The organism is Bacillus sp. 5w2 (genome assembly GCF_054353775.1).
Window position 1 is genome coordinate 308,195 of the sequence record NZ_JBTIWT010000003.1, and the last position, 14,591, is coordinate 322,785.

14 protein-coding genes are annotated in these 14,591 nt (G+C 33.2%); 6 read left to right on the forward strand and 8 right to left on the reverse strand.

Annotation, left to right across the window (positions count from 1 at the left end; genetic code table 11):
- Positions 1-55 precede the first annotated feature (55 nt).
- The 3 genes from ACXY7N_RS08955 to fadH form a co-directional block, all read right to left on the reverse strand.
- Positions 56-544, reverse strand: a complete 489-nt coding sequence (locus ACXY7N_RS08955) for a DUF3993 domain-containing protein (protein WP_016135270.1) — start codon at positions 542-544, stop codon at positions 56-58.
- Between the two features lie 182 nt (positions 545-726).
- Entirely contained in the window at positions 727-1,944 is a 1,218-nt protein-coding gene (locus ACXY7N_RS08960; RefSeq protein WP_000564300.1) for an EAL domain-containing protein, read from the reverse strand.
- A 255-nt stretch (positions 1,945-2,199) separates the two neighbouring features.
- Positions 2,200-2,964 (reverse strand): 2,4-dienoyl-CoA reductase, encoded by a 765-nt coding sequence (gene fadH / locus ACXY7N_RS08965; protein ID WP_016086502.1) that lies wholly within the window; start codon positions 2,962-2,964, stop codon positions 2,200-2,202.
- Positions 2,965-3,208: 244 nt separating this feature from the next.
- On the opposite strand from fadH, the gene ACXY7N_RS08970 reads away from it, so the two are divergent.
- Positions 3,209-4,066, forward strand: a complete 858-nt coding sequence (locus tag ACXY7N_RS08970) for a metallophosphoesterase (RefSeq protein WP_016135271.1) — start codon at positions 3,209-3,211, stop codon at positions 4,064-4,066.
- Positions 4,067-4,163: 97 nt separating this feature from the next.
- A complete protein-coding gene (locus ACXY7N_RS08975) occupies positions 4,164-4,391 on the forward strand; it encodes a hypothetical protein (protein ID WP_016135272.1) in 228 nt (75 codons plus the stop codon).
- 174 nt (positions 4,392-4,565) lie between these two features.
- Here ACXY7N_RS08975 and ACXY7N_RS08980 read toward each other — a convergent pair whose 3' ends face one another.
- The gene (locus ACXY7N_RS08980) at positions 4,566-6,674 is read right to left on the reverse strand and encodes a polyphosphate kinase (protein ID WP_033659761.1); all 2,109 of its coding nucleotides are present in this window, start codon (positions 6,672-6,674) and stop codon (positions 4,566-4,568) included.
- A 107-nt stretch (positions 6,675-6,781) separates the two neighbouring features.
- A complete protein-coding gene (gene ppx, locus ACXY7N_RS08985) occupies positions 6,782-8,320 on the reverse strand; it encodes an exopolyphosphatase (RefSeq protein WP_033659762.1) in 1,539 nt (512 codons plus the stop codon).
- A gap of 177 nt (positions 8,321-8,497) precedes the next feature.
- On the opposite strand from ppx, the gene ACXY7N_RS08990 reads away from it, so the two are divergent.
- A complete protein-coding gene (locus ACXY7N_RS08990; protein WP_000804864.1) occupies positions 8,498-8,956 on the forward strand; it encodes a YkyB family protein in 459 nt (152 codons plus the stop codon).
- 31 nt (positions 8,957-8,987) lie between these two features.
- Here the strand turns inward: ACXY7N_RS08990 and ACXY7N_RS08995 are convergent, their stop codons facing one another.
- Together ACXY7N_RS08995 and ACXY7N_RS09000 are read right to left on the reverse strand one after the other, a co-directional pair.
- A complete protein-coding gene (locus tag ACXY7N_RS08995; protein ID WP_016135275.1) occupies positions 8,988-9,650 on the reverse strand; it encodes a YkyA family protein in 663 nt (220 codons plus the stop codon).
- Between the two features lie 653 nt (positions 9,651-10,303).
- On the reverse strand, positions 10,304-10,945 hold the full coding sequence (locus tag ACXY7N_RS09000) for a diguanylate cyclase domain-containing protein (RefSeq protein WP_016135276.1): 642 nt from the start codon (positions 10,943-10,945) through the stop codon (positions 10,304-10,306).
- 164 nt (positions 10,946-11,109) lie between these two features.
- Between ACXY7N_RS09000 and ACXY7N_RS09005 the strand changes: the two genes are divergently transcribed.
- On the forward strand, positions 11,110-11,343 hold the full coding sequence (locus ACXY7N_RS09005; RefSeq protein WP_016135277.1) for an SPP1 phage holin family protein: 234 nt from the start codon (positions 11,110-11,112) through the stop codon (positions 11,341-11,343).
- Positions 11,344-11,374: 31 nt separating this feature from the next.
- Here the strand turns inward: ACXY7N_RS09005 and ACXY7N_RS09010 are convergent, their stop codons facing one another.
- Positions 11,375-11,875 carry a hypothetical protein gene (locus ACXY7N_RS09010; RefSeq protein ID WP_016086493.1) on the reverse strand — a complete coding sequence of 167 codons (501 nt, stop codon included), beginning with the start codon at positions 11,873-11,875 and terminating at the stop codon, positions 11,375-11,377.
- A gap of 427 nt (positions 11,876-12,302) precedes the next feature.
- Here ACXY7N_RS09010 and ACXY7N_RS09015 point away from each other — a divergent pair, with 427 nt between their 5' ends.
- Together ACXY7N_RS09015 and ACXY7N_RS09020 are read left to right on the forward strand one after the other, a co-directional pair.
- Positions 12,303-13,844, forward strand: a complete 1,542-nt coding sequence (locus ACXY7N_RS09015; protein WP_098412999.1) for an MDR family MFS transporter — start codon at positions 12,303-12,305, stop codon at positions 13,842-13,844.
- Between the two features lie 151 nt (positions 13,845-13,995).
- Positions 13,996-14,577, forward strand: a complete 582-nt coding sequence (locus ACXY7N_RS09020; RefSeq protein WP_016135279.1) for a PadR family transcriptional regulator — start codon at positions 13,996-13,998, stop codon at positions 14,575-14,577.
- Positions 14,578-14,591 lie beyond the last annotated feature (14 nt).

The following is a 14,591-nucleotide window of genomic DNA, read 5'->3' on the forward strand; positions in this document are numbered from 1 at the left end:
TTGCGGTCTATTAAGTAGCGCGAGACGAACATCCCCCACTGATTAAAGTTTCACTTTATAATTGTTGTAATCTTTTTATTTCAGTTAAAAGTTCTTGGCTTTCATGATATCCGGCCAATTTCCATTTCCCTTGATCTCTTTGTAATGTTACAATTTGATATTCTCCACTTTTCGCCCGCTCATATACATATAAAATTTTATGCTCTTCATCATATGACATTTTCGTTTCTGAATGAAAAGAAAACGGCGCTTCTTTTGCTGGAAGCAAATATTCACCACTTTGTTTATCACTTCTACTATTTTCATCTGTAAATACTTGAAGGAAATTCTCTGTAAAATATGGTGATAACGTTTCTATCATCTTATTCATCGGCAAATGCTTCCCACGAATTGAAAATTGGGTTTCATAGCCCTTTTGTATCGTTGTAAACACTTCTTTCCGATCGACTTTCACTTCCTCTTTTCCTAAAACAGTTGTAACACTATAACCAACTAGAAAGGCAACGCATACAAATAGAACTAACCATATTCCATATTTCCTCATTTTTTCACCTTCCTTTTAAGAAAACTTGTCTTTGTAGTATTCATTGTAACAATGATTATGCAAAGAATGGGTTGGTTTCGTTCGTAAAATCTTTACAACGATAGACAGCATTTTCAGCACCATTTTCACTATTACCAATTTATGATAAAAACAAACAAAAAATGCACGAATTTCTTCGTGCATTAAAATAAAACATCTTCTTCATATAAATATTCATACGATAAATCTATAAATAAAAAGTTTTCATCATCAATTGGGAAAGAGAATGTTCGTACCATTTCACCTGTTTCGATATCAGCATATAAATCTGAAAGTCTTGCCTTATTCTCAAAGCGCATTTTCATAATATTTTCTAGAAAATACGGGCGCCAACTCCAGTTTTTCATATAATACTCAGGCATCACAATCCATTCCCCATCTTTTTTCATAACGTTTCCTGATTGTTGGAAACCATCTTCGTTACAAATAAATATGCGAAAACTACATTGTGATACACTTTGGCTAAATTGTAATAACCAATCATTTATATCTTCATTCTTTTTTTGTTTCGCTAGAACATCACCGATTCGATCACGTAACATTTCTGTTAAATTATAAATCTTTTGTAACTTTTTCTTTTCATGTTGAATAAATTGATGACACTCATTACCAAGTCGTTCTTTCAAAACATTCGTTTCAATAAAATCAGGTAAGCATTCTTTCAAATAATTCCCTTGATAGTATCTACCACCGTTTTTCCAAGCATATTGTAGTTGATAAAAAGCATCTATTTCTTCATATAACAATGTCGCACCAATTCTTCTAGCAAGTAATGATAAAGAATATAAAATATCTTGATAAGATTGTAAAAGTGCAGTTTGCCTTAAGTTTGTTAAATCTACCTTTAAAATATCCGGTGCTAACACGCTAATACGTTCTAAATTACTTGTACCTGTTCCGACTTTATTAATCGAAATTTGAATACCATATGTACGATAATACATAAGCAAATGATTAAATTGCTCTATATCTTCTTTACATTCATGTTCTGTAATCTCTAAAACAATGTGTTTCAAATTTAAACCTTGCTCTTCATACATCAATAAAAGTTGAAGTAAACTTTCATCATCATCGTTCATTAATACGTTCGCATTCCGATGTATAAATAATAATAGTTTTTGATCACTTTCTAAATAACGATTTAAAGCTTTTTCTACTATAATGTTATCCGCTTCCAGTTGAAACTCACTTGGAATGGAATCATCATGAAAGAAAGAAGCTAAACTTTGTATGCCCTCTTCTGTTTGAATACGCCCTACTACTTCATATCCAATTACAGTATGCTCATCAGCACTAAAAATAGCTTGATAATAAGGAAGGACTTTATCCAAGTTACTCATTACATCTAATGCATCTATCAACGTGCTTCCCTCCCTTTACTTTTCAAAAATTATAACATGATATTTACGGAAAAATAATAAAAAATCCCTTCAGTTCTCCTGAAGGGATTAGAGGGGTAAAATGCTAAGGGGAATTAGCAATTCTACTATGAAGAAAAAAGAGGTCTTAAATATAACGTATATATGACCTCTTGTAAACACTTTTCTTTCATTTGTCACAATTCCGTCACATTTACCCATAGAAAAATGAATCAAACATTCATTTTCTCATCCTTTTTAAAATGGATATTGATGTAAATGTTGTCCTCCATCCATTGTCATGCAAGTTCCATTTATGTATGCAGCTTCATCTGAACATAAATAATAAGCTAGACCTGCGATTTCTTCTGGCGTACCCAACCTTCCAAGTGGAACACTTTGTATCGTACGCTTAGCCATTTCTTCTGAAATCCATAATTTATCAGCACCACCCGTACGTTCAATTGGTCCTGGCGCAATAGCATTAACTCGTATTCCATATTTACGGCCCCACTCAACAGCAAGCGTCTTCGTCATCGCTAATACTCCAGCCTTCGCTGCAGCCGAATGAATAACTCCTGGACCTGCATCCCATGCATATGTTGCTACCATGTTAATGATATTCCCTTTTATACCTTTTTCAATCCAATATTTTCCGACAGCCTGGCTACAGTAAAATGTACCATTTAACACAATATTAATGACCGAATTCCAGCCATTCACGGATAAATCTTCTGCTGGACAAATAAAGTTTCCAGCTGCATTATTTATTAAAATATCAATTCGCCCAAACTTCTCATCAATCTGCTCAATCATTTTCTGAATATCATCCGTATTTCTTACATCCATTTGTACAGGTAATATTTGTCCTGGAAATTGTTCAATTTCCAATTTTGTTTCCTCTAGTTTTTCCATTGTACGTCCTGTAATAACAACTCGTGCCCCTTCTTTTGCAAAACGAGTCGCCATTCCTTTTCCCATTCCGCTTGATCCACCTGTTATAATAACTACCTTTTCTTTCACATACATCCCCTCCCAAAAATGAATACACATTCATTTTATCATTTTATTTAATAGAAATCTTTATATTTTTAAACTTTTCTGATATTTTAACGTAAAGAGGTTTCTTTTTATTCATTTTTTTCGTAATCTATACTACTTTTTTATTATTTAAAATATATTTTAAATAAACTGAAAGGAGATTTGAGTAACCTGTAAATATAACGAACACATATGATATAAGTCAAATAGGTATACTCATATTTTTATGAAGAATATTACAAGAAGAGATTTTTTAAAAGCTGGAATGCGTACTTGTCTATATTCATTTATAACCACTAGCATCGGATACTATTATGCTAAATATATTGAGCCTCATTTACTCTCTATGACAGAGCATACACTTAAGTCACAACTTATACCCAAAAGTTTTCATGGTATGAAAATTCTTCAATTTAGCGATTTACATCTCGGATACTATTTCTCTCTTCAACATTTAGCTCAAATCGTTTCAAAAATTAATGCTGTAAAACCCGACATTGTTCTTTTTACTGGTGATCTTATTGATAATTATCAAACATATACTGACACTCCTTTCGTTGCATCCATTTTAAAAAATATACAAGCACCCTTCGGTAAATTTTCTATTTATGGTAACCATGATCACGGCGGATATGGAACGGAATACTACGAACACATCATGCGTGAATCTGGATTTGAACTATTACTAAATAGCGAAAAAAGAATTCGTCTACTGGATAATAGTGAAATTTCAATTTTCGGTCTCGATGATATACTACTAGGCAAACCAAAAATAGCGGAGACATTACAGCACGCGAGGCAAAACACTTATAACATTGTTCTTGTCCACGAGCCAGATATTGCACCTAAAATTGCTACATATCCAGTTAACTTACAACTTTCTGGTCATAGCCATGGCGGACAAGTACAAATTCCTTTTTTAGGCGCTATTATTACCCCATCACTTGCTAAAAACTATGTTGAAGGTTTCTATACAATTCAAGATTTAGCTCTCTATGTCAATCGAGGCCTTGGAAGAACACGTGTCCCATTCCGATTTATGTCAAAACCTGAAATCACGATTTTCACGCTCCAACATTCGTAATCATTTGCCTATTTTCTTGCATATCCTTTCTTGTACGCGCTCATCCACGTTTCATTTACCATATGATAAAAGTGAGTCCAATAAAGGAGGTTTGTTCATGTATCCATATTATCAACCAATCCCAGTCCGTTCAGCACCTATTGGTCCAGTAGGCGACTCACGCTTCTTTCCGTTTTTTGGCGTCCCATTTCTAGCTGGCATTGCTGGTGGACTGCTCGGCGGAGCATTAGCTTTCGGTCCTAGACCGTATTATCCACCACCTTTCCCACCGCCAACACCTTATCCTTGTTATGGTGGACCTTGTCAACAACCATACTATTATTAATGTACTGCAACAATTCTACCAATGTTATTCCCTCTCTTAACTGATCCATAATCTATTAACATGCTTACAATAAAAACTATTCTCTCTACGCATCCTTCTATTAGAGAACGTATAATAAGTAGAGAACAAAGTAAAAAAACCTCTTTTTTAAGAGGTTTTTTTACTTTGTTCTCATTATTCAGCATCCGTGTTTTGATACGCCATCTTAAACAACTTCACTTGGCTATCAATTTCTTCTGTACTACCATTAATAACATAATAATAGTCACCGTCTTTATTTTGTTCACGCGTTTTTACATTATCAGCTAAAGTAAGCTGTAAAATCGCCTTAATTCTCGCCTTCATTTCAATATCTAATATCGGGAAAGATATTTCTACTCGCTTTTCCATATTTCGCGTCATCCAATCAGCTGAAGATAAATATATCTTCTCCTCTCCATTATGATGGAAATAATAAATTCGACTATGCTCTAAATATCTCCCGACAACACTAACTACCCGAATATTTTCACTTACATTTGGAATACCAGGCCTTAAACAACATGTTCCTCGAACAATGAGCTCTACCTTTACTCCAGCTTGTGAAGCTTCATACATTTTTTTTATTAATGGTTTATCTGTTAATGAATTCATCTTAGCGATAATATATCCATTTCCATATTGCCTATGATAACGGATTTCTTCATCTATTAAATCCATAAATTGCTTTCTTATATCAAATGGTGCAACCGATAAATGATGAAAATGCGGTTTTGTTGTATAACCACTCAAATAATTAAAGAAATTTGTTGCATCGACCCCAAAGTCTTTTCGTGATGTAATATACCCGAAATCAGTATATAACTTTGCTGTTGCGTCATTATAATTTCCAGTCCCAAGATGTACGAACCTTTCAATTTTTCCGTTTTTTCTCCTTACAACTAGCGTAATTTTACTATGTGTTTTCAAATGACTTACACCGTAAATAACGTGACATCCTGCCTTTTCTAATTCTTTAGCCCAATGCACATTATTTTCTTCATCAAATCTGGCCTTTAATTCAACTAATACCGTCACTTGTTTTCCTTTTTCAGCCGCTACCTTTAGCGCCTGAATAATCGGCGAATCCCCACTTACTCGATATAATGTTTGTTTGATCGCAAGTACATTCGGATCGTCTGCCGCATCACGGACAAAATCAACTACTGGCTGAAACGATTCAAAGGGATGATGTAATAAAATATCATGCTCAATTGCTTTTTCAAATACATCTTCCGCATCCCCTAAATCTTGAGGCCGTTGCGGAATAAGAGCCGAATATACAAGATGTTCATATAAAGGAGCTAGTTTTTTATATAAAGAAAATAGACATGTTAAATCTAGCGGTCCATCCATTATATACACATCTTCATCTTTTACTTCCAACACCTCATATAATAATGCTAATACTCTTTCATCAATATGCTCTTTGCCAACTTCTAAACGTACAGCAGCTCCCCACTTACGCTTTTTTAATTCTTTTTCAATTACCTTTAATAAATCCCTCGCACCTTCTTCATGAATTGTTAAATCCGCATTTCGTGTAATACGGAAACGGGTAACAGACGATACTTTATATCCTGTAAATAATTTATGAGTAAAACCACTAATTACATCTTCTAATAAAATAAATTTATGCTTTTGCCCTTCACTCGGCAAAAATATGAATCGTTCAAGTAATGAAGGAACTTGTACAATTCCTAACTTCGTGCGGTTTTCTTCCTCCACTTGTTTCTCATCATATAAAAGAGTAGCTAAATTCAAACTTTTATTTAATAACATCGGAAATGGACGATATGCATCAATAGCTACAGGTGTTAAGACCGGGAAAATTTGCTCATCAAAATACTCTTCTATAAACTCTCTCTGTTCTTTCGTCAAATCGTGGAATGTTAAACGCTCAATTCCCTCTAACTCCAGCGCTGGCAACACATAATTTTTAAACGTATCATATTGTACAGTCATTAATTCATGGGCTTTTATCGCAATTTTATTTAATTGCTTTTTTGGTGTTAAGCCAGCCTTATTTTCTGGCTGGTTAAATCCAGCACTCACTTGATCCTTCAATCCTGCCACGCGTACCATAAAGAATTCATCTAAATTTGAGCTGAAAATGCTAATAAACTTTAATCTTTCCAAGAGCGGATTCATTTCATCCTGTGCTTCTTGTAGTACACGTTCATTAAATGCTAACCAACTTAATTCTCGATTATTGTAATGAGCTGTATCATTTAAATTTACTATATTCCCCTTCAACATTTCCATCCTCTTCACACTTCCCTTGAAACTTTTTTACTATAATTTAGTTACCTTCATTTTAGCAAATTACAATATTCCAAAGTGTTAATTTTTTGTAAAGACATCCGTACAACCTAATGTTTTGATTCAAAGGATAAATTAATAGACGTTTTCAATACTCTTTCCAGCTGCTTTTTTTGCTTTTCAGCTTGCACTTTTTCCGCTAATGCCGATTGCTCACATTCTATTTTAAATGTTAATCCTTCTTTACTTTCTGTAATAGATATCGATTCAACAAGCGATCTTTGTCTTATATTTAGAGCTGCTGAAAATTGTAAAACAGCCCCTAATAGGCGAATTTTTTTTTGTTCGTTTTTATCAAACCATCCTTCAAATGGGGACAAATGTTGTTTGAATAACATTTTTGATTTATAAGACGCAATAAGCGCTAATCTAACTCGCTCTTTGTGCATCATACCATCAATTGTTTTATTCGCTAATAAATAAAACGTATGTAAACGACTCCCTTCTTCGTCTATATATTTGCCTATATTAAATACTTTCGCTGCTTGATGGAATATTTCCCAATCTTTTGCTGACATAGAAATCAGCCCTGTTTCTTCAAGCTGTTGACAAATCAATCTTCCATGTTTAATAAGCTGCATTACAAATTCCATATCCATTTCATATTCATGTGATAATAAATACAAACTTTCTTCGACTACGTTCGGATAATATGAAATCCCCAAATCTTTTGTCAACTCTTCATAGAAAACACCTTCTCGTAATCCCTTTCTACTTAATACAAATGCTGGTGCCTCTATAACGTTAACAAGCGTATGAAATACTTCGACTGCTGGAACAATTGTATCTGCTCGATCTTTTGCCAATCCTTCCAATTTTTGAAGTTCTATGAACGACAATGCTTCCAATTCTTCTTTCACATTTTTAATATCTGCTTCTTTCATTTTGTATAAATGTACCCCTGCTATAGGATAACAAATTAAATTTTGATGAATTTTCACTAAGTTCCTCGCACTACCACCAATTGCAATAAGAGGCAATTTCTTATCAATTAACCATGGTAATGTTCGAAATTGATACTCTAAGTACGTTTGAATCTTTTCCAACTCTTCTTCAGTAGGTATATCCTCTTTAATAAATTGTTGCTTTAAAGAAAGTGCTCCAAAAGGAAAGCTATAATACTCTAAAATCTCTCTATTTCGAAAGTATGTAACTTCCGTACTTCCTCCCCCAATATCTACTGTAATTCCTTCAGAGAACGAAGTTGAATTCATAACTGCTAAATAGCCGTAACGTGCTTCTTCATATTCTGATAATACTCTAAGAGTAAAGTCTGTTTGTCCTTCAACAAGTTTTTTAATTGCCTCTTGATTCTCAGCCTGTCTAATTGTTGCTGTTGCAACACAAAGTACATGATGCAACTGGTGGAATCGTGTACTTTCTTGAAATTGAAATAAGGTTTGTAACAATACCTCTATTCCTTCTTCAATCAACACACCATCAACTAAGTAATTCCTTAACCGAGCAACCACTTTCGTATTTTCAATCTCCTTATAAAACCCTCCGTTTTGCTTTTCATAAATAACTAAACGCATTGTATTAGATCCAATATCTATAATGGCATATTGCTGTTTTAATATTTCTTTCAAACTTCTCACTCTTTCATTATCAAATTTCTAAAACACATTCTATTACTATTATACAAAATAGTTGTTTTTTGTAACAATATTGCTTTAATATTGAAAATATATACAATCACTTTTTGCATATAATAAAAACCTCTTTTATTTATGGTATAATAATGAAAAATTGAAAGGAGATTCAATATGAAACCTTCACAACCACAATCTCAATTACAAAACCAACATTCTATTAATCGACTAGCTCAATCTATTTTCGTTGTGAATCGTCATGCTAAAGCTGCAACTAATCCGAAGTATTTATACTGGTTAAAAAAGACGGCTTTAGAACGCTTAATTGCTGAAAAAAAAGCTATTAAAGAAGGATTACATTTTTCTAGAAATCCACGTTTTAGCCAACAACAATCCGATGTTCTTATACGTTTAGGTGATTATTTTTTCCATATTCCTCCTACAAAAGAAGATTTTCGAATCCTACCACATCTTGGTCATCTTGAATCCTCCTATCGAAATCCGAAAACAACCTTATCTTTAACAGTAGCAAAAAAGACACTTCAAGATTATATTGGTCCTGAAGCACTGAAACAAGAAAAAAAATTAAGTGAACCTGTCCCATGGTATAGTCGTACTTATACAAAAAAATAAAACAGTTTGGCCAATTGTAGGCCAAACTGTTTTATTTTTTCTCTTCTTTAATTTTAATATTTGCTTGTTTATAAAAAGCTATTTTTTCTGTATTATAAGATTTCGTAAATTCATTAAACTTGTCTTTCTCTGATTCGATATCCTTATAAGATTGATTTACTACTTTTACTTTTTCACTAATATCTTTTAATTTTGTACCTTTATCTTGTAACATTGTATATAATTCTTTTTCTTGTTTTAACGATTTATTATAGCTATCATACATCTTGTTAAATGAATCGTGTCGTTTCTCATATGTGCTTTTCACTTTATCCGCTTGATCTTTCAATTTCTTATCTTCAATTTTCTTCACATATTTATCTGCTGACTTCACTTCTTCTTGTGCCTTATTTAAAGATTCTTTTTCTTTTTTAAGTACTTTGTCTCGTTCATCTGTATTTTTCACTGCTTGGGTCAGTTTTTCCTTAACAGTTTGATTATTATCTTTTCCTTCTTGAACAATCTGGTTATATAATTCTTGTCCCTCTTTTTCTAAAGTTTCAAGTTTCTTTGCATCTTCAAACATTGTTTTTTCTTGCTTTGCAGCATTTTCAAATGCAACATATAATTCCTCTTCTGGTTTCGGTCCGAAACAACCAGCTAGTAAAGTCATTGATAATGCAGTTACAATTGCTAATTTACTATATTTCAACATCTTCTTCCTCCTACTTATATACGATCATCGTGTAAAAAGCTATGAAAATTACATATCCTTCTATAAACTCCATACTCGCACCTTTTTTACGAAAATCATTGATATTGTTTATAATGCTTGTACAAATTGTATTACTTAAAATCACATTTTACTTTTTTGAACCAAATAGTAGTTTCATATCCATCTTTTACTTGGCACTTTTTAAAACCTGTTCATACTATGTATTACATAAAATTACAACGGAATTCATCACAGCCATACTAATTTGAAGAACAACAGTAATAATAATTCACCTGATAAAAGATGATCGTTGTTCTCTCACGTCTATCATTCTATCATTCCCTTTCCGGCTTTCTATCAAATAATCTATTTGTTCATTTTACACAGTATAAATGCTATCTTGCAACAACTTACAATTATTCTTGTCATTCCCTAAAAAGGAAAAGTGTAGAGCATGCTTTCCTCTACACTTTTAAAATGAAACACATTGTGCAAAATGCATTGACACATCCATCATAATTATATGCTTATTCCATATATTTTTAAAGACTTTTATTACAAAAAAAGTTCTTTTTGTAATAAAAGTCAAAAAAATGTTACAATCAAAACTTCTTCATTTCATATTTCTTTAAATCAAAGTTTCGCTTATTGCCTTACAAATTTCTACGCTGGTACAATTGATTTTGTGCCTTTCTTAACAATTCTTCAAAAGTTTTTCCTTCTATTGGATAACTAGCAGCTCCAAATAATAGAGTCATACTTAACAAGCCATTTTCTATTTCACTTTCAATATTTTTCATTAATCGGTTTGTTATTGTCGACTTTTCATGTCCGTTATCAATCGCCACAATAACATACTTATTTTCATCCCACCTCGTAACAACATCCCCTTTACGAATTGTCTTCACAATCGTACTCTCCAATTTTTGTACTAACACCTCCAATTTTTTTTCTTGCACTGTTTCTTTTAGTTCTTTCCATTCTTTCACAGAAAGAATGTACACTGTAATATTATGAGAATCCCGTTCTGATAAAGCAGCTACTTTCTCAAAGAAATCAACTACAAAATCATTACTTGCCATTCCCCCTACTTCCGTATCCATACGCTCACTCGCTCTTCTATCATACCAATGTCCAAAATAATAGCTGAGTATCATTTGCAATATATAAATAATAAAGACGGTATAAAATGATCGCGAATCCAGTTTTGTAATTACATCCTGAAGCGCAATCCATTCTGTAACTGCCACTGTATTCCCAAGTAATAATCCACTAATTTTCCCTTTATGTTTCATACTTTCCCCCCCCTTCTATACCAATATATGTTTCTATAACAATTATGTTTTTCTACAAAATAAAAAATGTACATATGCAATGTACATTTCCGCTTAAGCTTGTCTCCCATTTCTATTCTATTTCATATATATACTATATATCGTTTTAGAAAGAGGTGACCTATATGCTAAAAAAAGAAAATCTATCAGATATTGTACGTTTACTAGCAGGTTTTCTGTTATCTTTAAAATTATTATTTAATTCTTTCGGAGTGAACTTTATTACAAACGATCAAATTGACGCTATTGTAAATGTTGCTTCCTTTCTTTTTATTCTATATTTTGGTTATAAAAATAATTATGTAGGAAAAAAAGGAATCGAGCAAAAAAAAGTACTCAAAAAGCATAACCTTCACTAAAAAAGGAACCTTTCATGCAGGTTCCTTTTTATCATTGCCGCACAACAACTTCATTTGTTTGGAGCGGACCATATGATACTCCTTTATATTGAAATGTATATGTAGCCTGAAATAATGCGTTTTTGAGTGCTTTATCTTTATTTGCTTTTATTTTACAAATTAATTCAACCTTCTCATTCGGCAATAAATTATCGATGCGCCACCTTACAAGCTGGAACAAAAACTCGCTTATCCCTTTATCCGTTTTTAATGAATTTGGGATATATGCAAAATAATCTCGAATCATATGACTTACTACAACTCGTGAAATCATTTCCATTCCTTTATTTTCAACTTCAATTCGAATAATAAGTATGTCGTTTACATCATAGGTCAGTTCATATGAAAATTTTTCTTTATACATACTACGGATTTGCAATGTAACTGCTACATTAGGACATTCGTTTTCCTTTTTTGAGCCATCAATCCATAATACCGGTTGTAGCGGTATTGAACGCCTTCCTTGATCCGAAATTCGTTTCCATATTTTCATAATAATATTCACCCCATTTCAGATGCATCATCCATACGACTTTATTCTGCCTCTCTACCCACCAATATTAATAATGCTTGTTACAAACAATATATAGTTATTACTCTTCCTTTTATCCTATTCGACAATATAAAGAAAAAACCATTTTTCCTCTGTTAACAGACGGTATTCTTCCTGAAATATTTTTTTACAATTTCCTTCATTGACTTTATACCAATATTAAGTATCGCTCACTCTTTCGCTGTCCATACAACAGAAGATTTTGACGGAAGAAAAAGTTTGCCTTTTAGTCAAATTTGACTATAATAATCTTTATGGCTTTGTCAGTGTACTTGTGTAAATTAATTTGAAAGAACTATACTTTAAATTTTTATGCGTCGCACTCAAAACTTAATATAGTTTACTTATTATTAAAGGAGGGTTATATTTGGAATCTCAATTATCAAAAAAAGACTCCAACAAGACAAAATTTGTTGTTGCTGGTTTACTACTTGGTATTTTAATGGCAGCAATGGATAATACAATTGTTGCAACCGCAATGGCAACGATTGTTGGAGACCTAGGAGGATTTGACAAATTCGTTTGGGTCACGTCTGCATATATGGTAGCAACAATGGCAGGGATGCCGATCTTCGGAAAACTTTCTGATATGTACGGACGGAAACGCTTTTATATTGGTGGTCTTATTCTTTTCTTATTCGGTTCTGCACTTTGCGGAACAGCATCTAGTATTGAGCAGCTAAGTATTTATAGAGCAATTCAAGGAATCGGCGGCGGCGCTCTTATGCCTATCGCCTTCACAATTATGTACGATATATTCCCACCAGAAAAACGTGGAAAAATGACAGGGCTATTCGGTGCGGTTTTTGGAACATCTAGTGTATTCGGCCCTTTATTAGGTGCTTATATTACAGACTATATAAGTTGGCATTGGGTCTTCTATATTAATATTCCATTAGGACTTATCTCCTTCTTCTTCATTACGAAATACTACAGTGAATCACTAGAATTTAGAAAACAAAAAATTGATTGGGCTGGCGCTATTACACTTGTTATTAGTATCGTTTGCTTAATGTTCGCCTTAGAACTTGGTGGTAAAGAATACGCATGGAATTCCACTGTTATTATCGGTTTATTTACAACAGTTGTTATTATGCTTATTATTTTCTTCTTCGTAGAACGAAAAGCAACTGAGCCTATCATTTCTTTTCATCTATTTAAAAAACCTTTATTTGCAGCTAGCCAAGGAGTTGCCTTTTTCTATGGTGCTGCCTTTATCATCTGTACAGTGTATATACCAATCTTCGTTCAAGGTGTTCTCGGCGGTTCAGCCTCCAATGCTGGATTAATTTTAACACCTATGATGGTTGGCTCTGTAATTGGAAGTCAAACAGGTGGACAGTTAGCTTCTCGAACAAGTTATCGTAACATCATGATGGCATCTGGCGTTTTCTTCGTTCTTGGTATTTATTTACTAAGTACTTTAACAATGGACACACCACGTCTACTCGTAACGCTATTTATGGTTCTCGCTGGACTTGGAGTTGGTTTCTCATTCTCAGTTTTAAGTATGTCTTCTATCCACAAATTAGAAATGAGAGACCGTGGTTCTGCTACATCAACAAACTCATTCTTCCGTTCACTCGGTATGACTCTTGGTGTAACGATTTTCGGTACAATTCAAAATCATATTTTTACAGATAAACTAAACACTTTGTTCCCTGCGGAACTAGCTAAATTAGCTCCAAAGGGCGGAGACACAAGTTTCTTATTATCACCCGGTGCTACTGATAAAATACCAGCTGAAATATTAACTGGTATTAAAGAAGCTCTCGCTACCTCTATTGCCAGTACATTCTTCTGGGCACTTATCCCGGCTGTACTAAGCATTATTTGTATTTTACTTATGGGAAATGAACGCCTCTTTACAGGTCCAAAAACGAAACAAAAACAAAAGCAGGTAAGTTAGTATAGAAAAAAGAAACGGCATACCCTTTATGAAAAAGGGTATGCCGTTTATAATATATAAAGTAAATCTTTAATCAGTAAGGAACCATTCCCACTGATTATTATCCCGATTGGTGAGGGATAAAGTTTCTATATACAGGAGTTGAAACAGAATGAGCATGAAATTAGTCATTCTCGGCTTGCTACTCGAAGGGGATAAACATCCATATGAAGTGCAACACATCATGAAAGAAAGACAAATGGATTGTTATATTAAATATGCAAAAGGATCACTTTACTACGCCTTCGAACAATTAGAAAAGCAAGGTGCAATTCGTATTACCACGATTGTTCGAGACACGAATAGACCAGATAAAACAATCTTTCATATAACAGAAGAAGGTAAACGGTTATTTCACACGTTACTATTAAAGCAATTCGAAGCAAAAAACCAAATATATAAACCAATTTATTCAGCACTCTCTTTCGCTCAGTTTGGTAATGATCAAGAGTTAGTTCCTATTTTAGAAAAGAAGAAAAATGATACCATTCAATATTTACATAATATGCAAACTATTTATGATTGTAGCAAAGGCCAAATTCCACGTGCACAACTATATATTTTGCAAAGCGTTATTGAACATATTACAGTTGAATTGCAATGGTTAAACACCCTTCTTACAGATGCAGTTGCAGGGCGACTTTCAGAAATTGATATAGATGAAGATAAAGAAGAAACTGTAAAAAGACAATAAAGTTATTTACTTTT

What these genes read in the sequence shown, in the direction of transcription:
- ACXY7N_RS08955 (WP_016135270.1), bottom strand. Translation starts at nt 544, where the DNA reads ATGAGGAAATATGGAATATGGTTAGTTCTATTTGTATGCGTTGCCTTT.
- ACXY7N_RS08970 (WP_016135271.1), top strand. Translation starts at nt 3,209, where the DNA reads ATGAAGAATATTACAAGAAGAGATTTTTTAAAAGCTGGAATGCGTACT.
- ACXY7N_RS08975 (WP_016135272.1), top strand. Translation starts at nt 4,164, where the DNA reads ATGTATCCATATTATCAACCAATCCCAGTCCGTTCAGCACCTATTGGT.
- ACXY7N_RS08980 (WP_033659761.1), bottom strand. Translation starts at nt 6,674, where the DNA reads ATGGAAATGTTGAAGGGGAATATAGTAAATTTAAATGATACAGCTCAT.
- ACXY7N_RS08990 (WP_000804864.1), top strand. Translation starts at nt 8,498, where the DNA reads ATGAAACCTTCACAACCACAATCTCAATTACAAAACCAACATTCTATT.
- ACXY7N_RS08995 (WP_016135275.1), bottom strand. Translation starts at nt 9,650, where the DNA reads ATGTTGAAATATAGTAAATTAGCAATTGTAACTGCATTATCAATGACT.
- ACXY7N_RS09000 (WP_016135276.1), bottom strand. Translation starts at nt 10,945, where the DNA reads ATGAAACATAAAGGGAAAATTAGTGGATTATTACTTGGGAATACAGTG.
- ACXY7N_RS09005 (WP_016135277.1), top strand. Translation starts at nt 11,110, where the DNA reads ATGCTAAAAAAAGAAAATCTATCAGATATTGTACGTTTACTAGCAGGT.
- ACXY7N_RS09010 (WP_016086493.1), bottom strand. Translation starts at nt 11,875, where the DNA reads ATGAAAATATGGAAACGAATTTCGGATCAAGGAAGGCGTTCAATACCG.
- ACXY7N_RS09020 (WP_016135279.1), top strand. Translation starts at nt 13,996, where the DNA reads ATGAGCATGAAATTAGTCATTCTCGGCTTGCTACTCGAAGGGGATAAA.